Annotated in this window: 19 protein-coding genes and 1 pseudogene; 11 read left to right on the top strand and 9 right to left on the bottom strand. The window is 71.6% G+C overall.

What is annotated here, in order from left to right:
* The first annotated feature begins 387 nt into the window (after window positions 1–387).
* The 3 genes from ABZ845_RS12730 to ABZ845_RS12720 are packed head-to-tail and all read left to right on the top strand — an operon-like array spanning window position 388 to window position 2445.
* Window positions 388–849 (top strand): DUF2771 domain-containing protein, encoded by a 462-nt coding sequence (locus ABZ845_RS12730; RefSeq protein ID WP_360977158.1) that lies wholly within the window; start codon window positions 388–390, stop codon window positions 847–849.
* A gap of 23 nt (window positions 850–872) precedes the next feature.
* On the top strand, window positions 873–1604 hold the full coding sequence (locus tag ABZ845_RS12725) for a futalosine hydrolase (RefSeq protein WP_360977155.1): 732 nt from the start codon (window positions 873–875) through the stop codon (window positions 1602–1604).
* Window positions 1585–2445, top strand: coding sequence for a 1,4-dihydroxy-6-naphthoate synthase (locus tag ABZ845_RS12720; protein ID WP_360977151.1), 861 nt, complete (start codon window positions 1585–1587; stop codon window positions 2443–2445). The genes ABZ845_RS12725 and ABZ845_RS12720 overlap by 20 nt, the downstream gene beginning before the upstream one ends.
* A 41-nt stretch (window positions 2446–2486) precedes the next feature.
* Here the strand turns inward: ABZ845_RS12720 and ABZ845_RS12715 are convergent, their stop codons facing one another.
* Window positions 2487–2870, bottom strand: coding sequence for a cold-shock protein (locus ABZ845_RS12715; protein WP_350951219.1), 384 nt, complete (start codon window positions 2868–2870; stop codon window positions 2487–2489).
* 173 nt (window positions 2871–3043) lie between these two features.
* Here ABZ845_RS12715 and ABZ845_RS12710 point away from each other — a divergent pair, with 173 nt between their 5' ends.
* Window positions 3044–3295: a hypothetical protein gene (locus tag ABZ845_RS12710; protein ID WP_360977147.1), complete on the top strand. Its 252-nt coding sequence runs from the start codon at window positions 3044–3046 to the stop codon at window positions 3293–3295.
* Between the two features lie 143 nt (window positions 3296–3438).
* Here the strand turns inward: ABZ845_RS12710 and ABZ845_RS12705 are convergent, their stop codons facing one another.
* Window positions 3439–4044 carry a haloacid dehalogenase-like hydrolase gene (locus ABZ845_RS12705; protein WP_360977144.1) on the bottom strand — a complete coding sequence of 202 codons (606 nt, stop codon included), beginning with the start codon at window positions 4042–4044 and terminating at the stop codon, window positions 3439–3441.
* Between the two features lie 24 nt (window positions 4045–4068).
* The gene (locus ABZ845_RS12700; protein ID WP_360977141.1) at window positions 4069–5070 is read right to left on the bottom strand and encodes a hypothetical protein; all 1002 of its coding nucleotides are present in this window, start codon (window positions 5068–5070) and stop codon (window positions 4069–4071) included.
* Between the two features lie 374 nt (window positions 5071–5444).
* Here ABZ845_RS12700 and ABZ845_RS12695 point away from each other — a divergent pair, with 374 nt between their 5' ends.
* Together ABZ845_RS12695 and ABZ845_RS12690 are read left to right on the top strand one after the other, a co-directional pair.
* On the top strand, window positions 5445–8030 hold the full coding sequence (locus tag ABZ845_RS12695; protein ID WP_360977138.1) for a helicase-associated domain-containing protein: 2586 nt from the start codon (window positions 5445–5447) through the stop codon (window positions 8028–8030).
* Window positions 8031–8084: 54 nt separating this feature from the next.
* Window positions 8085–9728, top strand: coding sequence for a DNA repair helicase XPB (locus tag ABZ845_RS12690; RefSeq protein WP_360977135.1), 1644 nt, complete (start codon window positions 8085–8087; stop codon window positions 9726–9728).
* Window positions 9729–9762: 34 nt separating this feature from the next.
* On the opposite strand, the gene ABZ845_RS12685 is transcribed toward ABZ845_RS12690, so the two are convergent.
* Window positions 9763–9954 (bottom strand): hypothetical protein, encoded by a 192-nt coding sequence (locus tag ABZ845_RS12685; RefSeq protein ID WP_360977132.1) that lies wholly within the window; start codon window positions 9952–9954, stop codon window positions 9763–9765.
* A gap of 162 nt (window positions 9955–10116) precedes the next feature.
* Between ABZ845_RS12685 and ABZ845_RS12680 the strand changes: the two genes are divergently transcribed.
* Window positions 10117–10245, top strand: a complete 129-nt coding sequence (locus ABZ845_RS12680) for a hypothetical protein (RefSeq protein ID WP_360977129.1) — start codon at window positions 10117–10119, stop codon at window positions 10243–10245.
* A gap of 18 nt (window positions 10246–10263) precedes the next feature.
* On the opposite strand, the gene ABZ845_RS12675 is transcribed toward ABZ845_RS12680, so the two are convergent.
* The 3 genes and pseudogenes from ABZ845_RS12675 to ABZ845_RS12665 form a co-directional block, all read right to left on the bottom strand.
* A complete protein-coding gene (locus ABZ845_RS12675; protein WP_360977126.1) occupies window positions 10264–10968 on the bottom strand; it encodes a beta-ketoacyl-ACP reductase in 705 nt (234 codons plus the stop codon).
* 93 nt (window positions 10969–11061) lie between these two features.
* The gene (locus ABZ845_RS12670; RefSeq protein WP_360977530.1) at window positions 11062–11490 is read right to left on the bottom strand and encodes a hypothetical protein; all 429 of its coding nucleotides are present in this window, start codon (window positions 11488–11490) and stop codon (window positions 11062–11064) included.
* 213 nt (window positions 11491–11703) lie between these two features.
* Window positions 11704–11781, bottom strand: a pseudogene (locus ABZ845_RS12665) (hypothetical protein); the annotation flags it as partial.
* A gap of 249 nt (window positions 11782–12030) precedes the next feature.
* Here ABZ845_RS12665 and ABZ845_RS12660 point away from each other — a divergent pair.
* From ABZ845_RS12660 to ABZ845_RS12650, 3 genes are all read left to right on the top strand, one after another.
* A complete protein-coding gene (locus ABZ845_RS12660) occupies window positions 12031–12903 on the top strand; it encodes a helix-turn-helix domain-containing protein (protein ID WP_360977123.1) in 873 nt (290 codons plus the stop codon).
* Window positions 12904–13011: 108 nt separating this feature from the next.
* Window positions 13012–13986 carry an MBL fold metallo-hydrolase gene (locus ABZ845_RS12655; RefSeq protein WP_360977119.1) on the top strand — a complete coding sequence of 325 codons (975 nt, stop codon included), beginning with the start codon at window positions 13012–13014 and terminating at the stop codon, window positions 13984–13986.
* 624 nt (window positions 13987–14610) lie between these two features.
* Window positions 14611–16584: an ATP-binding domain-containing protein gene (locus ABZ845_RS12650; protein ID WP_360977502.1), complete on the top strand. Its 1974-nt coding sequence runs from the start codon at window positions 14611–14613 to the stop codon at window positions 16582–16584.
* 159 nt (window positions 16585–16743) lie between these two features.
* Here ABZ845_RS12650 and ABZ845_RS12645 read toward each other — a convergent pair whose 3' ends face one another.
* Both ABZ845_RS12645 and ABZ845_RS12640 read right to left on the bottom strand, forming a co-directional pair.
* Entirely contained in the window at window positions 16744–17439 is a 696-nt protein-coding gene (locus ABZ845_RS12645; RefSeq protein ID WP_360977116.1) for a copper homeostasis protein CutC, read from the bottom strand.
* Between the two features lie 141 nt (window positions 17440–17580).
* Entirely contained in the window at window positions 17581–18258 is a 678-nt protein-coding gene (locus tag ABZ845_RS12640; protein ID WP_360977113.1) for a maleylpyruvate isomerase family mycothiol-dependent enzyme, read from the bottom strand.
* Window positions 18259–18545: 287 nt separating this feature from the next.
* Here ABZ845_RS12640 and ABZ845_RS12635 point away from each other — a divergent pair, with 287 nt between their 5' ends.
* Complete coding sequence (locus ABZ845_RS12635; RefSeq protein WP_360977110.1) at window positions 18546–20384, top strand: trypsin-like serine protease; 1839 nt, start codon at window positions 18546–18548, stop codon at window positions 20382–20384.
* The last annotated feature ends 126 nt before the right edge of the window (window positions 20385–20510 follow it).

Raw genomic sequence — 20510 nt, 5'->3', positions numbered from 1 at the left:
GCGAAGCGCGCCCCCAAGGGGCGCGGGGAACTGCGCGACCAGCCACAACGACCCCGCAGACGGACGCCGGGCTCCGCCGACACACGGGCCCCCGCAATGCATGCGCGCGAAGCGCGCTCCCAAGGGGCGCGGGGAACTGCGCAAACCCACAGCGCACCCGCAGTCCAGAACGCACCGAACCACCCGAACAGGGGCGCGAGGAACCGCGCGAACAGCCACAGTGGCCCGCAGATCACAACACACCCGGACACCCCCCGACAGGGGCGCGGGGAACCGCGCAAAATCCCGCCCCCCAGCGGAGCGCCCGGGCACCTGATCGCACCACCACCCGGCACGTCGCACACCCCAGGTGGGGAGCGGGCTGGACGCGCCCGATAGCCTTCGGCCATGACCGCACTGCGTTCCCGCCGCGCCGTAGCCGCCTTCGGCGCCGTTTCCGCCGGACTTCTCCTGCTGTCCGCCTGTAACAAGCCGACGCCGCTGGCGACCGTCACGGTCGGCACGAACTCGGTGAGCACCCAGACGGCGTGCTACAACGACGGCAAGGTGGTCCCGCCCGCGGACCTGGCGAAGTGCCTCACGGCCAAGGACATGAAGTCGATCAAGGTCGCCTCCGACGACACGGTCCGCTTCGGCGTGGACCCGAGCATCGCGGACAAGGGCTGGACGATCCTGCTCAACGGTCAGCCGCTGACCGAGTCCAGCAAGGAGACCTACCGCACGATCCCGGGCAGCGTGTTCTTCAACTCTCAGTACGGGGCGAGCGGCAACGCGACGACCGTCTCCATCAAGCAGGGCGAGAACAACGTGACGGGCCTGTGGTCCTTCAAGTTCGAGAAGAAGTCCTGACCACGTCCCCCGTACGAACCCTGGTGGCCACCGCCGTCCCCGCCGAACGGGACGCGGTGGCCAGGGCGTTCGCGACCCAGGCGATCGAGGTGCCGCTCCCCGGCGCGGTGCTGCACCGCATCGGCGGCCAGGGCCACACCGGTGTGGCCCTCGACCTCCTCGCCGCCGGTGTAGGGCCCGGTCTCGCCGCGGCCACCGCCGCCTCCGCCCTCACCGCCGCGGCCCTGCGGGGCACCCCCTACGACCTCGTCGTCTGCACTGGCATCGCGGGCGGCTTCGCACCCCACGCGCCCGTCGGCTCTCTCGTGGTCGCGGACGCGATCGTCGCCGCCGACCTCGGTGCCGAGACCCCGGACGGTTTCCTGCCCGTCGCCGAGCTCGGCTTCGGCACCTCCGCCCACCGGCCCCCGGAATCACTCGTACGGGACCTCGCCGGCGCCACCGGCGCGCGCACCGGCGCCGTACTCACCGTGTCGACCGTGACCGGAAGCGCCGCACGCGCCGCCGAGCTGCACGCCCGGCACCCGCACGCGCTCGCCGAGGCGATGGAGGGCTTCGGCGTCGCCGAGGCAGCCGCCGCGCACGGCACGCCCGCCGTGGAGGTCCGTGCCGTGTCCAACCCTGTCGGCCCCCGCGACCGTGCCGCCTGGCGCATCGGCGACGCCCTCGCGGCCCTCACCGAGGGGTTCGGGAAGCTGGCGCCCGTATTGGAGAGCTGGAGAGTTGGAAAGCAGCATGAACGCAGCCCCCGGTGAGCCCCTCCGGATCGCCTACTCCCCCTGCCCGAACGACACCTTCGTCTTCGACGCCTGGGCCCACGGCCGCGTCCCGGGCGCACCGGCGCTCGACGTCACCTTCGCCGACATCGACATCACCAACGGCATGGCCGAGCGCGGCGAATTCGATGTCCTGAAGGTGTCGTACGCCGTCCTGCCGTACGTTCTCGGCGAGTACGCCCTGCTGCCGTGCGGCGGCGCGCTGGGCCGCGGCTGCGGTCCGCTGGTGCTCACCCGGGAGCCGGGGGCCGGCGAGCTCACCGGACGGACGGTCGCCGTGCCGAGCGAGAGGTCGACGGCCTATCTGCTCTTCCGCCTCTGGGCCGCGGACACCGTGCCCGGAGGGGTCGGGGAGATCGTCGTGATGCCGTTCCACGAGATCATGCCCGCCGTACGGAACGGGAAGGTCGACGCCGGACTCGTCATCCACGAGGCGCGCTTCACGTACCAGAACTACGGGCTGCACAAGTTGGCCGACCTGGGCGAGCACTGGGAGTACACGACCGGCCTGCCGATCCCCCTGGGCGCGATCATCGCCAAGCGCTCGCTGGGCGCGGACAGGCTGAAGCTGCTCGCCGAGTCCGCCCGGGCGTCGGTGCGCGCGGCCTGGGAGGACCCCGAGGTGTCGCGCCCCTACGTCATGGAGCACGCCCAGGAGATGGACCCCGCGGTGGCGGACCAGCACATCGGGCTGTACGTCAACGAGTTCACGGCCGACCTGGGCGAGGACGGCTACGCCGCGGTCAGGGGGCTGCTCACACGTGCGGCGGCCGAGGGGCTCGTACCGCCCCTCGGCCCGGACGCGCTCGCTTTCCCCTGACGGGTATCAGCCTCACGTCAAGGGCGGGGTCAGGCTCGAGGTCAGACGTCCAGCTGGTCGGCGACCGCGCGCAGCAGGCCCGCGATCTTCTTTCCGGAGGCCTTCTCGGGGTAGCGGCCCTTCTCGAGCATCGGGGTGATGTTCTCGAGGAGGGTCGTCAGGTCCTGGACGATGGAGGCCAGTTCGTCGGGCTTCTTGCGCTGCGCGGCGGCAACGGAGGGGGTCGGATCCAAAATCGTGACCGACAGCGCCTGGTCGCCCCGCTGACCTGCGACGACGCCGAACTCCACCCGCTGGCCCGGCTTCAGGGCATCGACTCCGGCGGGGAGAACCGAGGAATGGACGAAGACGTCTCCGCCGTCGTCGCGGGAGAGAAAGCCGAAGCCCTTCTCGCTGTTGAACCACTTGACCTTGCCGGTGGGCACGTCTGTCCTCGTCCTCGTACTCGTCGGAAACTGCGTCTGCAAAGTGTTCGGGAAACTACGCCAGATAGAACTTCAGCGGGCCGCACGGCCCGCCGGTACCAAGGCTAATGGTCCTGGGGCCCGTGACAAGACGTCGCCGAGTTGTTCCTCGCGCAGGGAACTACCCTGGTCCGGTGCGTGACAAAACCCAAGCGAATTCCTCGGCGGCCGGCGACTGGCTGATCCGTGCCGGTGCCATCGTGTTCTTCGCCGGGGTGGTGTCCACTTTGGTCACCATGGCCCCGTTGCTGCTCGGTACGAAGCCTTTCCCGACGTACATGTACGACCTGAGCATGCTCATGGCCGTGGGTTTCCTGATGGCCGGCGCGGGCCTGCTCCGGTCGATCGCTCAGGGCCGCAGACAAGCCCGCGGAGACCACCCGTAGGGCCCGCCCGGCAGGGGTGCGGAGCCCAGCCGGTGCAGGGCTCCGTCGCGCGGGCGCGGCGAGCTACGACGTACCCTCGGTCGACAACGCGCCTCGTCAGGGGCACGGGGAGGCGCGCAGAAAACTCCCCGCCGCGCCGCAGGTCACCCGGCGAGCCACGCCGGGAACTCGGTGAGGTCACCCAGAACCACATCCGCCCCCGCCGAGCGCAGCTCCTGTGCGGAACAGGGCCCGGTGGCGACGGCGACGGACAGCGCGCCCGCGGTACGGGCCCCCCGCACATCCCCCGTATGGTCCCCGACGTAGACCGCCGCGCCGTGCGCGACGAGTGCCTCCGCCTTCCGCTCGGCCCACAGGTCCCCGATCACCGCGTCGGGCTCGATCCCCAGGTGCTCCAGGTGCAGCTTGGCATTCGGCTCGTACTTGGCGGTGACGACGATCGCGCGCCCCCCGGCCGCCCGTACGGCCTCGATCGCCTCCCGGGCCCCGGGCATCGCGGGCGTCGCCGCGACCGCGATGGCCGGATACATCTCGCGGTAGAGATCGGCCATGGCGTCCACCTGCTCCGCGGGGAACCAGTTCACCAGTTCCTCGACCAGCGGCGGCCCCAGCCTGGTGATGGTCAGATCGGCGTCGATGTACGTCCCCGTACGCGCGGAAAGCGCCCGGTAGCAGGCATGGATACCGGGCCGGGAGTCGATCAGGGTCATGTCTAGGTCGAAGCCGACCGTGAGTGCGCGAGGGGCCATGGGAACGATTGTCCCAGGGCCGGATCAGCCCCTGCGCTGTGAACGCCAGGTCAGATACAGCGCCGAGGCGACCGCGGCTCCCCGGATCACCCACGGCCAGGTCTGGGCGATCGCGTCGCCCATGTGGCCCTCCGCGATGGGGGTGCCCCAGCGGCCGTCCGTGCGGCCCCACAGCCAGACGAGGGCGGCGCCCGCGACCAGGCCCGGCATGCCCATGACCGCCCACTTGGACTCGGCGGCGGTCAGCCGCCGGGACGCCCACGCGATCAGCCAGCCGAGGCCCAGGGCGATCAAATTGCCGAGTACCGCGCCGGCGACCAGCAGCACGGCGGCCAGAAGCAGCAGGGGGTTGCGCCGGGCGGTGAGCCGGGGCAGCCGGCGGCGCGGGGCCGCGGTCTCCTCGGCGGCTGCCTCCATGGCCGGTTCCGGTTCCAGCTGCTCGAGGTCCGCCTCCCGCTTCGGCGCGTCGCCCGGCGGGGGTTTCAGCAGTTCGGGGATCTCCACACCGCCCACGAACCCGGGTACCTCGTCACCGAGTCCGAACGCCCCGCCCGACCCGCCCTCTGCACGCCACCAGTCCCCCTGGCCCGCGCTGTCGCCCAGTTCGTGCGCTCCGGCCAGGTGGGGCGGGGAAGCGGCGCTCCGGGAGGTGTCCGCGTCCACCGAAGGGGAAGCGGCGGCCTGGCGGGGGCGGGGTACGACGCGCCGCAAGCCCTTCGGGCGGTCCTCGGAGCCGGTGCCCTTCGAACGCTGGACGGGCACGGCGGCGGGACGGCTTCCCGGGGCTTCGCCCGGCGCGTCCTCCGACACGGCGGTCACGACCTCGTCAGGCGTGCCGAGGCGGGAGAGGATGCGGCGGACCGCGGCCGGGCTGTCGACCGGGGACTTCGCGCGGCGCCGGTCGATCTCGTTGCGCAGCTCCGACACCAGGCGCATGCGCGCGGCGGATGGCAGTTGGCGCTGCTGGGCCAGGTCTCCGACGCGGCTCAGGTAGTCGAAGACCAGGCGGTCGCTCTCGATCCCCACGAAGCCCCTCCGGGGTGGGCCTGTATTGACACGTACCGTATCCCGGGTGCGAGGTCCACGGGGGCTTCGCCCCCGCACCCCCCATCGGCCTGAACGGCCTCGTCCTCAAACGCCGGACGGGCTGAAGGTGCCCCACCGGGCCACAGGCGCTCCCCGCCACCACCCACCCCCGGGGGCTACGCCCCCACACCCCCATCGGCCTCAACGGCCTCAACGGCCTCGTCCTCAAACGCCGGACGGGCTGAAGGTGCCCCACCAGGCCACGGGCGGCGGTTCGGTGCCCGGGTGTGAGGTCGTGGGCGGTTTGAATGCCGGGTGGGCTGGTTGTGGCGCCCCCAAGCGTCATCCCCACCCCACCCGCTACCGTTGACCGGATGACCCCCGAGGAGCGCTCACTCACGGAAGTCCCGGTCGCCGGCGGAGCCGCCCCGCGTTCGCTGGCCGAGTCTCTGCGTGCGCGGGACGACGTCTCCCTGTCCGCTCTCCTCCGTGACCGTCCGGACCTCGTCACCCCCGTCCCCACCGACATCACCCAGCTCGCCTCGCGGGCCGCGACCCGCGCGAGTGTCGTACGGGCGCTCGAACGCCTCGACCGGTTCGCGCTGGGGACCGCCGAGGCCCTGGCCGTGGCCGGGGACCCGGCTTCGTACGACGAACTCCTCGGGCTGATGGCCGGTGACGGCGGGGCCGAGGCCGATCCCGTGGTCGCGGAGGCGCTGCCCCGTACTCTCGCCACCCTGCGCGACCAGGCCCTGGTCTGGGGCGCCGACGACCGTCTCCGGCTCGTGCGCACCGCGCGGGAGGTGCTGGCCCCCTCGCCGCAGCACCCCTCCCCCACCGGGCTCGGCCCCACCGCCGCCGAGGCCGCCGCCGGGATGTCGCCCGGGCGGATCCAGGAGATCATCTCCGCGACCGGGCTGCCCAGCACTCCTGACGCCGTGTCCGCCGTGGCCCGGCTGACGGAACTGTTCACCGACCGTGCCCGGATGGCGCGTCTGCTGGAAGCGGCTCCCGCCGAGTCGCTGGAGGTGCTCTCCCGGCTCGTCTGGGGGCCGCCGTACGGCCAGGTGACCCCCGACCCCGCGCCGCGACTGCGCTGGCTCCTCGACCGCGGTCTGCTGCTGCCGACCGCGCCCGGCACGGTCGTACTGCCCCGCGAGGTGGCCCTGCACCTGCGCTCGGGGCGGGCACACCGCCATACCGAGCCGCTGCCGCCCGCCGTGGAGGCCGCCGCCACGCACCCCCCGGGGATCGTCGACGCGACGGCGGCCGGGCAGGCGTACACCGCGCTCGCGACCGTCGAGGAACTGCTCAAGGACTGGGACGAGGGCGGACCGGCCGTCCTGCGGGCCGGGGGGCTGAGCGTGCGGGACCTCAAGCGGACCGCCGTGGCGCTCGACGTTCCGGAGCCCGTGGCCGCCTTCTGGGTCGAACTCGCTTACGGGGCGGGACTGCTCGCCTCGGACGGTGAGGCCGACGAGCGGTATGCGGCGACCCCGGCCTACGACGAGTGGCTGGAGCTGCCCGTCGCCGAACGCTGGGCCGCTCTGGCCACCGCCTGGCTCGCCGCCACCCGTGTCCCGGGGCTCGTCGGCGGGCGGGACGCGAAGGACCGCGCGCTCTCCGCGCTCGGCCCGGGACTGGACCGTTCGGCCGCGCCGGAGGTACGCCTGCGCGTACTGACCCTGCTCGCCGGGCTTCCGGAGGGGGCCTCCGCCGCCCCGGAGTCGGTGCTCGCCCGTCTGCGCTGGGAGCGGCCCCCGCGCGGCACCCAGGCTCGGACGGCGGACGTCGACCCCCGCTCCCGGCTCGCCCAGTGGGTGCTGTCCGAGGCGGAGTTGCTGGGCGTCACCGGCCGCGGCGCCCTGTCCGCCCACGGCCGTGCTCTGCTGGGCGAGCGTCCCGACCACGCGCCGGCCGCCGGGCCGTCCGGTCCGGGTGACAAGCTGCCCGTGCACCACCGGCGCCATCACCGTCCGGTCCCCCGCGAGGCCCTCACCGCCGCCGAGCGGGCCGCTGCCGCCACGCATGCCGCGCGTCTGCTCGCCCCGCAGCTCCCGGAGCCCGTCGACCACGTCCTCCTTCAGGCCGACCTGACGGCGGTGGCCCCCGGCCCGCTGAAGCGGCCCCTGGCCGACATGCTCGGTGTGCTGGCGGACGTCGAGTCGAAGGGCGGCGCGACGGTCTACCGGTTCACGCCCGCCTCCGTACGCCGTGCGCTGGACGCGGGCCGGGCGGCGGCCGACCTGCACGCCTTCCTCACCGCGCACTCCCGCACCCCGGTCCCACAGCCGCTCGCGTATCTGATCGACGACGTGGCCCGCAAGCACGGGCATCTGCGGGTGGGCGCGGCCTCGGCGTACCTGCGCTCCGACGACGACACCGTCCTGAACGAGATCATCGCCGACAAGCGATCGGCCTCCCTCAGGCTGCGCCGGCTGGCCCCCACGGTCCTGGCCGCCCAGACCGACCCGGCGACCCTCCTGGAGGGCCTGCGTGCGATGGGGTTCGCCCCCGCCGCGGAGTCCGCGGAGGGTGACGTCCTGATCACCCGCGCCCACGCCCACCGCACCCCGCCCCGCACCGTGCCGGAGCCGGTCCCGGACGGCCCCCCGGCCCCGGACACGACGATGCTGGCCGCCGCCGTGCGCGCCATCCGCGCCGGTGACCTGGCGTCCACGACCCCCCGCAAGCCCACGGGCGCCCCGGTCACCGGCGGTGAACTCCCCCGCACCACCTCCGCCGAGACCCTGGCCACCATGCAGGCGGCCGTCCTCACGGGGGCGACCCTGTGGATCGGGTACGTGAACGCGGAGGGCAGCGCCAGCCAGCGCGTCATCGCGCCCATCCGCGTGGAGGGCGGCTTCGTGACGGCGTACGACCACACGGCGGACGAGGTCCGCACCTATCCGCTGCACAGAGTCACCGGCGTCGCCGAACTCGCGGACGACCAGGTCTGATCATCGCCGTATGAGGCACACTGGACGTTTGACCACACGGAAAGGGTGCCGCGCGTGAATGGTCCGCTCATCGTCCAGTCGGACAAGACCCTGCTCCTCGAAGTCGATCACGAGCAGGCCGACGAGTGCCGTCGTGCCATCGCGCCGTTCGCCGAACTGGAACGGGCGCCCGAGCACATCCACACCTACCGGGTGACTCCGCTCGGCCTCTGGAACGCACGGGCCGCCGGGCACGACGCCGAGCAGGTCGTGGACGCGCTCGTGATGTACAGCCGCTACCCGGTCCCGCACGCGCTGCTCGTCGACATCGCCGAGACCATGGACCGCTACGGGCGGCTGACCCTCAGCAAGCACCCCGCCCACGGGCTCGTCCTGACGAGCACCGACCGGCCCGTGCTCGAGGAGGTGCTGCGCTCGAAGCGGATCGTCCCGCTGGTCGGGGCCCGGATCGACCAGGACACCGTCGCCGTGCACCCCTCCGAGCGCGGGCAGATCAAGCAGGTGCTCCTCAAGCTGGGCTGGCCCGCCGAGGACCTCGCGGGGTACGTGAACGGCGAGGCGCACCCGATCGAGCTGCGCGAGGAGGGCTGGGCCCTGCGGCCCTACCAGAAGCAGGCCGTGGAGAACTTCTGGCACGGCGGCAGCGGCGTCGTCGTACTGCCGTGCGGGGCGGGCAAGACGCTGGTCGGCGCCGGATCCATGGCCGAGGCCAAGGCCACCACCCTGATCCTCGTCACCAACACCGTCTCCGCCCGGCAGTGGAAGCACGAGCTGGTCAAGCGGACCTCGCTCACCGAGGACGAGATCGGCGAGTACTCCGGCACGCGCAAGGAGATCCGGCCGGTCACCATCGCCACCTACCAGGTGCTGACCACCCGGCGTAAGGGCGTCTACCCGCACCTGGAGCTGTTCGACTCGCGCGACTGGGGCCTCATCGTCTACGACGAGGTGCATCTGCTGCCCGCGCCCGTCTTCAAGTTCACCGCGGACCTCCAGGCGCGGCGGCGGCTCGGGCTGACGGCGACCCTCGTACGGGAGGACGGCCGCGAGTCGGACGTGTTCTCGCTCATCGGCCCCAAGCGCTTCGACGCTCCCTGGAAGGAGATCGAGGCCCAGGGCTACATCGCGCCCGCCGACTGTGTGGAGGTGCGGGTCAACCTCACCGACTCGGAGCGGCTCGCGTACGCCACCGCCGAGACGGAGGAGAAGTACCGGTACTGTGCGACCACCGACACCAAGCGCAGGGTGACCGAGGCGCTGGTGCGGCGCTTCGCCGGGCAGCAGATCCTCGTCATCGGGCAGTACATCGACCAGCTGGACGAGCTGGGTGAGCACCTGGGCGCGCCCGTCATCAAGGGCGAGACCTCCAACGCCCAGCGCGAGAAGCTCTTCGACGCGTTCCGCGAGGGCGAGATCAATGTGCTCGTCGTGTCCAAGGTCGCGAACTTCTCCATCGACCTGCCGGAGGCGACCGTCGCCATCCAGGTGTCGGGGACATTCGGGTCGCGGCAGGAGGAGGCGCAGCGGCTGGGGCGGGTGCTGCGGCCCAAGGCCGACGGGCACCAGGCCCACTTCTACTCGGTCGTCGCCCGCGACACCATCGACCAGGACTTCGCCGCCCACCGCCAGCGCTTCCTGGCGGAGCAGGGGTACGCGTACCGGATCGTGGACGCGGACGAGCTGCTGGCCGAGAGCTGAGGGTGCCGGGAGCGGGGGCCGGGAGCTGAGGGCGTCACCGGTGGCTGCGGACCCCCGCCTCCTCGCCGTACTCTCCGAGGACGACCACGTCGAGCACCGCGCCCGCGAACACCTTGAGGGCGCGTAGGGAGTCACCGAGCCGGTGGCGGCGGTGACTGCTGCCGTCAAGGGCGGTCGCGCCGGTCGGCGGGCCCTGCTGTGCGGGGGTGAAGGTTGCTGCGCTCATGCCTCCATGGTGGAACCGGAACACCCGAATGGCGTCGGACCAAGGACGGAACCTCTACGAGTTGCGCGTAGCCCTGCGGTCGGGTCCGGTGTCGTACTTCGGACGGATGCCCACCCCTAGGGCCTCTCGTTTGGATCAGGCCGGATCAGGGAGCGGGCCCTGGTGGCCGGAAAGGAGCGGGCCCTGGTGGCCGGAAATGGGTATGGGTACATCACCGTCCTCGATCTGGATCCGCCCGCCGCGTGGCGGTGGCGCGGCGAGCCGATCCGCGTGCTGGACCTCGCCCCCTGACCTTGACGATCCTCGGGGTCAGTGCCCCATGCCGGCTCCGCCGTCCACCGGGACCACGGCACCGGTGATGTAGGAGGCGGCGTCGGAGGCGAGGAAGGCGACGGTGGCCGCGATCTCCTCCGGACGGGCGAGGCGGCCGAGGGGGATCTGGCTCTTGAGGCGCTCGCGCTGCTCGTCGGTCAGCTGCTCGCTCATGGCGGTCTCGGTGAGGCCGGGCGCGACCACGTTGAAGGTGATGCCGCGCGATCCCAGCTCGCGGGCCATGCTGCGGGCGAAGCCGACGAGTCCGGCCTTGGAAGCGGCGTAGTTGGCCTGGCCGCTCTCGCCGCGCAGGGCGACGGCGGAGGAGATGAGGACGACGCGGCCCTTCTTGGCGCGGAGCATGCCGCGGGTGGCCCGCTTGGTGACGCGGAAGGCGCCGGTGAGGTTGGTGTCGAGGACCGAGGTGAAGTCGTCCTCCGTCATACGCATCAGCAGCTGGTCCTTGGCGATGCCGGCATTGGCGACAAGGACCTCGACAGGGCCGTGCTGCTCCTCGACCTGCTTGAAGGCGAGGTCGACCTGCTCGGTGTCGGTGATGTCGCAGCGGACGGCGAGCAGGCCCTCCGGCGGCTCTCCCGAGCGGTAGGTCACGGCGACGCGGTCGCCGGCGTCGGCCAGGTGGCGTGCGATGGCCAGGCCTATGCCGCGGTTGCCGCCGGTGATCAGGACTGAACGGGACACGAGGTGCCTTTCTGTCACGTTGTGGTGCTGCCTAGTGCCGCAGCAGGCGCGGCACTAGTCAATCAGCCGGGCGGTCGGCGACCGCGTGGGCATTCAGCCGGTCCGGCGTGCGCCTGAACGGGTCAGCTGCCCGCTCACCGTCGCGGCGGTGTCCATGAGTGCGGTGATGTACCGGGCGCGGGTGGCGGGCCGCTTCATCTGGGCGTCGCCGGCCAGGAGCGCGACGGATCCCGCGACTGCGGATCCGAACCAGAGCGGAGCCGCGATCATGGTCCGGCCCGGCAGCGGGGACGGCCCCACCGCATGACCTTCTTCACGTATCCGGGACATGTCAATCTTGGCGCCCGTCGCGGAGCCGAGACAGGCGAGGATCGCCAGGCCCGCGGCATCGGCTTCCAACGGCGCGGAATCGAGGGCCCGCAACGCGTCCGGGGGCGCCGTGAGCAGCTCTTCGCCGTGCGCACCGTATGCCCGGTCCGCGCAGATCCTCATGGGCCCGCCGATCAGGTGCGGTCGGTACACGCATACGATCTGGCCGGTTCTCGACTGTAGTGTTACCAGCTCAGCCCTGACAGAAGGTGAGGGCTGTCCAGCCGGCGGCGGCTGGGGAGTTCCCAGAGGTCGAGGAGGGTCGTGCAGCGCGTCGACCAGGGCGTAGCGAGCGCGCGGCCCGCATTGTTCCACCGCTCCGTTCCGCACGAGAGCCTGCAGGTACCGGTGAACGGTCGGAGCCGGCAGGCCGGCCGACTCCGCGATGGCGGCCAGCGGCTGTTCCCGCGGGCCGAGTTGGTCCAGGGCCCTGAGCACGGCCATGGTACGTGCCACGGCTCCGCCCGTACGATCCGGCGGGGCCCCGACTGGGTGCAGCAACGCGAACTCCCCCTCGCGATTGAGGACCTGTGCGTCTCCCACAACGCGCGTTCGATCCAACCGCCGATTTTTCCCGGCCATGATCCGGCTCACCAGGCTCTGAATTTTCCTGTCCGCGAATTTCAGGAGCGCGAGCTTCAGGTATTTCGGCAGGCTTGGCCGCACCAACGGCACCGCGGGGAAGGGCTCTAGGTGAACAACAAGGAGGCGTTGCAGCAACTGCTGCGATGGAAGCGTGCGCAGATAGACCCGGTCGAGTTCGGCTGGCCGAAGCGTACGGGGCGGGGGCGGCGCTCGGCCGGGCTGTCGCAGGCGCAGGTGGCGCAGGCCCTGTTCGTGACGGAGCGCACGTACGCCGACCTCGAGCGCGGCGACATGACGACCCCCAGCACCGAGTTCCTCGACAAGGTGGCCGGGGTGCTGCGCATGGAGGAGCGCGAGCGCACCGCGCTGTACGTCTACTCGCTGGGCTATGAGCCGCCCATCCCCATGGACCCGATGGCGGGCACGAACGTCGCTCCCGCCTGGCAACAGGCCGTCAGCCGGGTCTCTGGCCAGCCCTGTTACATCAATGACGTGGCGTGGAACGTCCTCGCCGCGAACGACGACTTCCTGCGTATGTTCCCGCAGGCCCCGGACCAGCCCCCGAGGCTGCCCGAGCAGAACCTCATGCGCTGGATGCTGCTGCGGGAGGACGCACGCGAACACCACCTGGTCGACTGGGAGAAGCGGTGGGCCGAACCGGTCGCGGCCCAGCTGCGGACCGCGGTCGCCACGCACCCCGACAACAAGGACCTCCAGCAGCTCGACCAGGAGGTCAGCGACGACCCGGTCGTCGGCCCGATCTACCGCAACCACAACATCGCCTACATCCATCCCGACGGCGACACCCGCGTCATGCGGCACGCCGGCCACACGGTTCCGCAGGGCTGCGCCGACAGCCGCGACCGGTGCTGCGAACGGCACGCGCCCTCGCAGCTGGGCAATGTGACCATGTGTGCGGCACAGCCGTTCGGCAGCCCGGGGGCCCGCTTCTTCTTCCTGGTGTTCGAACCCGCGGGCTGAGCCCGCGGGCTGAGCGTGCGGGATCAGTCCGCGCGCCGATCCGGTCGGCACAGCGGTCCGGCGGCCCTGATTTCCGCCGTGCCGCCCCCGACAGCAGAATGCAGGCTCATGGCATCTACTCCTGAGCTGACACAGATCACCCATGGCGTCTTCGCGTGGCTGCCCGGACAGCCCTCGGCCTGGGGCCTCGCCAACTGCGGCCTGATCACCTTCCAGGGCCGGGCCCTGCTGGTCGACACCCCCTACACCCCGGCTCTCACCGATGTCTTCCTGAAGGCCGCCCGCGCGGCAGCCGGCCCGTCCGTGCCACTGGACCGTGTCGTCGTCACCCACGCCAACGGCGACCACACCTGGGGACTCCAGCAGCTCCCCGGCGCCCAGGTCTTCGCGACCGAGGCCGCGCTGAAGCACCAGTGCCTCGAACCCACCCCCGAGCAGCTGCACCTCCTCGCGCACGACAGCGATCCCGACCGGCCCCTGGGCTGGTACTTCCGTCGGCACTTCGGCGAGTTCGACTTCCGGGGCATCGACGTCATGCCTCCCACCGACACCTTCACCGGGCGCCTCGACCTGACGGTCGGCGAGATGCCCGTGGAACTGCACGAGGTCGGCCCCGCGCACACGGTCGGCGACCTGATCGTCCACCTGCCCGAGCAGCGCGTGGTCTTCGCGGGCGACATCGTCTTCTCCGGCGACCATCCGTCGCACTGGGCCGGCCCTCTGGCAGCCGTGGCCTCCGCATGCCGGCGCATCCTCGACCTCGGCCCGGAATGGGTCGTACCCGGTCATGGGCCGCTCATGGCCGCGGAAGAGCTGGGCCGGCACATCGCCTACCTCGACGATCTCTCCGATCAGGCCTACCTCATGCACGGCCAGGGGCGGAGCGCCGAGGACGCGGCACGGGTCCTCCTCAAGGAGGGACGCTACGCGGGCCTCGGTCTTCCGGAGCGACTGGCGATCACGCTCAGCACGGAATACCGCCATCTCGACGGCGACTCGGCAGAACCCGACCTGCTCGCGCTGGCGGACGGGGCGGCCCGCATCGCCTGGGAGCGCGCATCGATGCCTCCGCGGACGTCCTGAGACCTGCCGGCCTGCGCGCCCATGCTCCCCACCACCTGTTCCGACCGGTGGAACAGCGCATACGCGCCATTCCGGTAACCGAAATATGAACGGGGCCCAGGAGCTCCGGCTTGCCTCACCGGCGGACCGGACGGTGAACTGACATCCGTCGGCGCGCCAAGAGCTCACGGGGGAGCGCCGACACCGCACCGAGGGCTCTCCCACGCCCGATGACGTGCGCGGTCGAGCGACACGCTCGCATCTGGATGCCGCCGCCGGCCACCGGCGGCGGCATTGCGCGCAGCAGGGCACGGGCGCCCCGAAAACCGTTCGCCCCGGCATCGCCGCGTCACTTAGAATCTCCTCTCTTGCCTGCCTCCCTTCACGGAGAGCCGCCGCCCGGACGGAAACCGGACGGCAGAACCGCCACCCGTCACCGTGACGGCCGACGGTGCGCGCACCGCGCCCGGCCGGCCGGCCTCCCCCGGGTCGCCGGCGCCGCCGGAACAGGGGGACCCACCGCCCCGGAGGCACCTTTCCGTGTCCACGTCGCCCGCCCCTTCCACCTCTTCCGCCCCGTCCGCGACCGACCCCCTCTCGCGTGAGCGCTCCCACCTCTCCGCCTCCCGGGCCGCGCTGCGCGCGATGCGCGAGGACGTGGAGAACCTGGACATCAGCGACGTCACGGCGAACTGGGTCAACGCCGCGGTCCTCGCCCGCCAGATCGACGACCGCATCAAGGCCCTGGCCGACCTCAGCCACACCCCGCTGTTCTTCGGCCGCCTCGACTATCTGCACGCTCCCGGTGCGGACCGGGCCGAGGGCGCGGAGGGCGAGCGCTTCTACATCGGGCGACGGCACGTTCACGACGCCGGCGGCGACCCGATGGTGATCGACTGGCGTGCGCCCGTGTCGCAGCCGTATTACCGGGCCTCGAAGAAGGACCCGATGGACATCGGTCTGCGCCGCCGCTTCGGCTACAGCGGCGGCGACCTCACCGCATACGAGGACGAGCACCTTTCCGACCCTGCCGAGGCGGCTGCCACCAGCAAGCTGCTCCAGCAGGAGATCGAGCGCCCACGCGTCGGTCCGATGCGCGACATCGTGGCCACCATCCAGCCCGAGCAGGACGAGATCGTGCGCGGCGGCCTGTCCGGCACGGTCTGCGTGCAGGGCGGCCCGGGCACCGGGAAGACCGCCGTCGGCCTGCACCGGGTCGCCTACCTCCTGTACGCGTACCGCGAGCGGCTCGCCCGCACCGGCACCCTCGTCATCGGGCCGAACAAGTCCTTCCTTCACTACATCGAGCAGGTGCTGCCCGCGCTCGGCGAGCTGGAGGTCAAGCAGGCGACGGTGGACGACCTCGTGGCGCACGTCGAGGTGCGGGGCACGGACACCGCGGCCGCCGCGGTCGTCAAGGGCGACGCCCGCATGGCGGAGGTACTGCGCAGGGCCGTCCGCGCGCATGTGACGATGCCCACGGAGCCCGTCGTGGTGGTGCGCGGCTCCCGACGCTGGCGTGTACCGACGTACGAACTGGAGGAGATTGTAAGGGAGTTGCTCGACCGAGACATCCGGTACGGCGCCGCCCGCGAGGCCCTGCCACAGCGGATCGCGCACGCCGTGCTCGTCCAGATGGAGCGGGCCGGGGAGGCACCGGACGACCGTGTGCAGGACGCCGTCGCCCGCAACGCCGCCGTGAAGGCGGCGGTCAAGGCGATCTGGCCGGCGGTCGACCCCGCCAAGCTGGTGCTGCGGCTGCTCGCCGACGCGGGCTTCCTCGCCGAGCACGCGGACGGTGTCCTCGACGCCGACGAGCAGAAGGAGATCCTCCAGGCGAAGCCGGCGCGGTCCGTGAAGTCGGCCAAGTGGACTCCCGCCGACGCCGTACTGATCGACGAGGCCACCGACCTCGTCCAGCGCACCCATTCCCTCGGCCATGTCGTGCTCGACGAGGCGCAGGACCTGTCCCCGATGCAGTACCGGGCGGTCGGCCGGCGCTGCACGACCGGTTCGGCGACCGTGCTCGGCGATCTGGCCCAGGGCACCACTCCCTGGGCCACACGCAGCTGGCAGGAGGCGCTTGCCCACCTCGGGAAGAAGGAGGCGGTGGTCGAGGAGCTGACGGCCGGTTTCCGAGTGCCCACTGACGTGATCACGTACGCCTCCCGGCTGCTGCCGCACATCGCACCGGGCCTGACTCCGGTGGATTCGGTGCGTGAGAACCCGGGCTTCTTCGAGGTGCGCCAGGTCGCCGGCACACCCGACGTAGTGGCCTCCTGCGAGGAGTCGCTGCGCAACGAGGGCTCGATCGGCCTGATCGCGGCGGACGCCCGTATCCCGGAGCTGGCCGAGGCGCTCACCGCGGCGGGCATCGGCTATCTCGGCCCCGGCGAGGAGACCACCGAGGAGACCCGGCTCACCCTGGTCCCGGCGTCCCTCGCCAAGGGTCTGGAGTACGACTACGTGGTCCTCGACGAGCCTCAGGCGGTCGTGGACGGCGAACCGGACGAGCGTACGGGCCTGCGACGCCTGTACGTGGCCCTCACCCGCGCGGTCTCAGGCCTGATCGTGACCCACACAGCACCACTGCCACCCCAGCTCACCCCCACCCCCTGAAGCCCGACAGGGCGACAGGGGCGCGGGGAACTGCGCAAAAAACCACAACGAACCCGCAGACGCTCGACACGAACACCACGCACCACGCACCACGCACCACGCACCACCGACAGCCAGACCCCACCCCAGGGCGAGCCCAACCCCAAAGCGAGCCGCAGGCTAAGACGCCCCGTCGACAGCCCCGCGCCACGAACGCACGGCCCGAGCCGAGACCGGCGTGTCCCACCCACCCCCACGCGCCGCTCCACCGACGTGGAACCCGTCGACCCCGGCGGAGCGCAACCGCGGGACATGGTCGAGCCGCAGGCCCCCGCCCACGAGGAGCCGCTGGGTGTACCCGGGCTCCCCGTGCCGGGCGGCCTCGGCCAGCAGGGTGGGCAGCCCGTCGTCGACACCGTCCGGCGAGCCCGCCGTGAGGTAGGTGTCCAGGCCCGGCAGGTCCGCGAGCCGTTTGCGCAGGGCATCGCGGTCGGCGGCCCGGTCGATGGCGCGGTGGAAGGTCCAGCGGCACCCGTCCAGCTCCGCGACCAGCCGCTCCACGGCATCGAGATCGGGGCCGCCGTCCTCGCCGAGGAAGCCGAACACGAATTCGTCGGCACCGGCCGCGCGCAGCCGGCACGCCGTACGGACGAGCCCGTCGACGTCACCGGCCGCGAACCCGTCGTGCAGCCGGAGCATCACCCGCAGCGAGATGTCCACGGCGGCCCGGACCCCGGCGAAGGTCTCCGCGGGCGGAGTGAGCCCGTCGGCGGCCATGTCGGTGACCAGTTCGAGGCGGTCCGCACCTCCGGCCTGTGCGGCGACCGCGTCCTCGACGCCGAGGGCGATCACCTCCAGGACTGCACGCGTGCTCATAGGGCCCCTTCCGTCGGTGTTCCCTGGAGCGAGGGTCGACTACAGGTCTAGTCCAATCCAAGGGTACGACGAAGGACCGCCGACGGCCTGCCGGCGGCCCGGTCGGCCGCAGTGATCAGCGGCAGCGATCAGCCGAAAAGGTCAGCCGAAGAGGTTCAACTCCCCTTCCTCCACGCCCGCCAGCTCGTACGGCGTCCCCGTGACCGGACGGCCGGAGTAGAGCCGTACCAGCGTGGACGCGTCCCCGATGTACCGGGCGGGCGGATGCTGTCCATCCGTGCCGCCCAGACGCAGGGGTTCGTCGGCGTCGTCGAGGTCCGCGTGCAGCGGAATGTGACCCCTCTCACGGGACACCTGGGCGAGCAGGACGAGCGCGTGCGGCAGCGCGTCGCCCCCGTACGCCCCCGGCTCCCCGAGGGTGTCGCGTACGTCCCCGGCGTGCACCCACTCGCCCAGCGCGACCATGTCGAGGGAACCGTCCGCCTTCGCGATGACGGCTCCCGCCTCGCTCATCCCGCGCTCCAGCTCGTCCAGCACCTGGGCGTTGGTCCATCCGGCGCGCTCGGCGATGTCACGGTCGTTCGACTCGGGTCCGAACACCCCTTTCTCGAAGCGGCTTTCCACCACCCGAGTCAGTGCCGCCGAGCAGTGCGCCAGTACGTGCCGCACGGTCCAGCCCGGACACGCGGCGACCGGCAGCGTGAAGTCCGCGTCGGTGCGGGCCCGCAGCAGCGGGATCAGCGCGTCGCGCTCGATGGTCAGCAGCCGGCCTGGAAGTCCGGGGTCCCGTACGTCGTCGTGCAGGTCTGCGATCGTCATGGAATCCACGCTAGGCGCTCCGCCGGAATTGCGGTTCATCATCCGCGGGTCGGTCGTGGCTGGTGCCGCAGCAGGCAACGTTCGCCCCGTCACGACGGCCGGTCCCGCAACTCGCCTCCGCTCGACGGCCGTTCGCGATCCGCTCGCCCAGCCGGAACCCGGTGACCGGGGCCGAAACGTTAGGCATCTGTGGCCCAGGAGTCTGGTGAAGATCAGGGGGCCAGAAGTAGCATCAGCCGCTTGTCTTTGATTCTGCTTCTTCAGCATTTCACTCACAGGAGACCTGAGTGTCCTCTGCCCACAGAGGCGGCAAGCACCGCCGCCGGGGCCGCATAGCCGTACGCGCCGCTGTCGCCACGCTGTTCCTCGGCGGCGCCGGTGCGTTTCTCATCGCGCCCGCCGACGCGGCGCCCCTGCCGACGGACATCGGCGTGCAGGGCCACGACAGCGCCGGCAAGGCGCAGCTCACCGCCCGCGTGCACGGCGCGCTCACCGCGCCGGCCGCCAACACCCCCGCCGGCCTGCGACCCGCCACGAGCGCGGGCACACCGTCCGGCACCACCACCCCGAAGCCGCGGCCCTCGGCTTCCGGCGCCGTCGGCCCGCAGATCATCGGCGGCACGACCACCAGCATCTCCACGGTCCCGTGGATGGTGCAGCTGTGGTACTACGACGACAAGGGCACCACCGACACCAGTGACGACGTCGGCTTCTTCTGCGGCGGCACCGTCGTGTCGCCCACGAAGATCCTCACCGCCGCGCACTGCGTCTCGGGCTACGACTGGCACAACAACGGCTCCGTCATCTACGGCACGGACCAGCTGCCGACCACCGACCCGTCGACCAACACCACCGACTTCCACGGCGGAACGGTGACGGGCGTCTGGCGTCAGTGGAACGATTCCTCGTTCGGGATCACCCCGCACGGCACCGCTGTCAACGACGTCGCCGTGCTGACGCTGCCCAACCCGATCAGCGCCAAGCCGCTGCCCATCACCACCTCCAACGACACCACGTCGTACAAGGCGGGCACCCAGGCGCAGATCTACGGCTGGGGCCGCACCAGCTCCACCAGCCAGGACATCTCGCAGTCCCTGCGCAAGGCCACCGTGCCGGTGAACGGCGACTCCACCTGCTCGGGTTTCTACGGCGGCGACTTCGTCGCGGGCGAGATGACCTGCGTCGGCACACCGGCCAGCGGCTCCGACAGCGGCACCGTCGCCACCTGCAACGGCGACTCCGGAGGCCCGCTGGTCGTGGGCGGACGTGTCGTCGGCATCGTGTCGTGGGGCGCGCAGGACTGCGTGGTCAAGGGCTCGTACAGCGTCTTCACCAAGCTGAGCACGTACGTCGGGGCGACCGAACCGCGCATCGATGACACCGACCTGAACGGTGACGGCCGCGCCGACATGTTCGCGATCGCCTCCAACGGACAGGGCTACGAGTACGACTCGCGCGGCTCATCCTTCGCGTCTCGCGTGTCGCTCGGCGACTGGAGCGGGGTCAACCTGGTCCGCCAGGCCGACCTCGACCGCGACGGCTACGCCGACCTGCTGGTCCGCACCACCGACGGCACCCTGTACTGGCAGCACCTGAACCTGTCCACCGACACCACCGACGTCACCAAGCTCGGGGCCGGCTGGAACAGCATGAAGGTCATGCTCGTGCCCGGCGACGTCAACGGCGACGGCCACCAGGACCTGCTGGCCATCGACACCAGCGGCAACTTCTGGCTCTACCCCGGCACCGGCCACGGCAACTTCGGCTCGCGCGTCAAGCTCGGCTACGGCTACAACATCTACGGCGCCAACGTCTTCGGCAAGGGCGACTTCACCGGCGACGGCAAGCTCGACCTGCTCGCCCAGGACTCCTCCGGGAACCTGTGGCTGTACAAGGGCACCGGCGACACGTCGCACCCGCTGGCGTCCCGAGTGAAGATCGGCTGGGGCTTCCACTACACCGCGTACGTGATGAACGGGGACATGACCGGCGACGGTCACTCCGACCTGATCACCCGCGACAGCAGCGGCAACCTGTGGCTGTACAAGGGCACCGGCGACGTCTCGCACCCGCTGGCCTCCCGCGTCAAGATCGGCTGGGGCTACAACGGCTACCGGCTGAGCTGACCCGTACCGGCGAACGTCCGGTCCCGCACCCGGACACCGGGTGAGCGCGGGCCCGCATGCGTCCTGATCCAGGCGTGTGCGGGCCCGTTCGCCGTTGACCGGCGGCTGGTGCCACAGCAGGCGACG

It is taken from the genome of Streptomyces sp. NPDC047022 (assembly GCF_040644155.1).
GTDB lineage: Bacteria > Actinomycetota > Actinomycetes > Streptomycetales > Streptomycetaceae > Streptomyces.
Note: the sequence above shows the minus strand (reverse complement) of the source record. Positions and strands in the feature narration are given on the sequence as shown.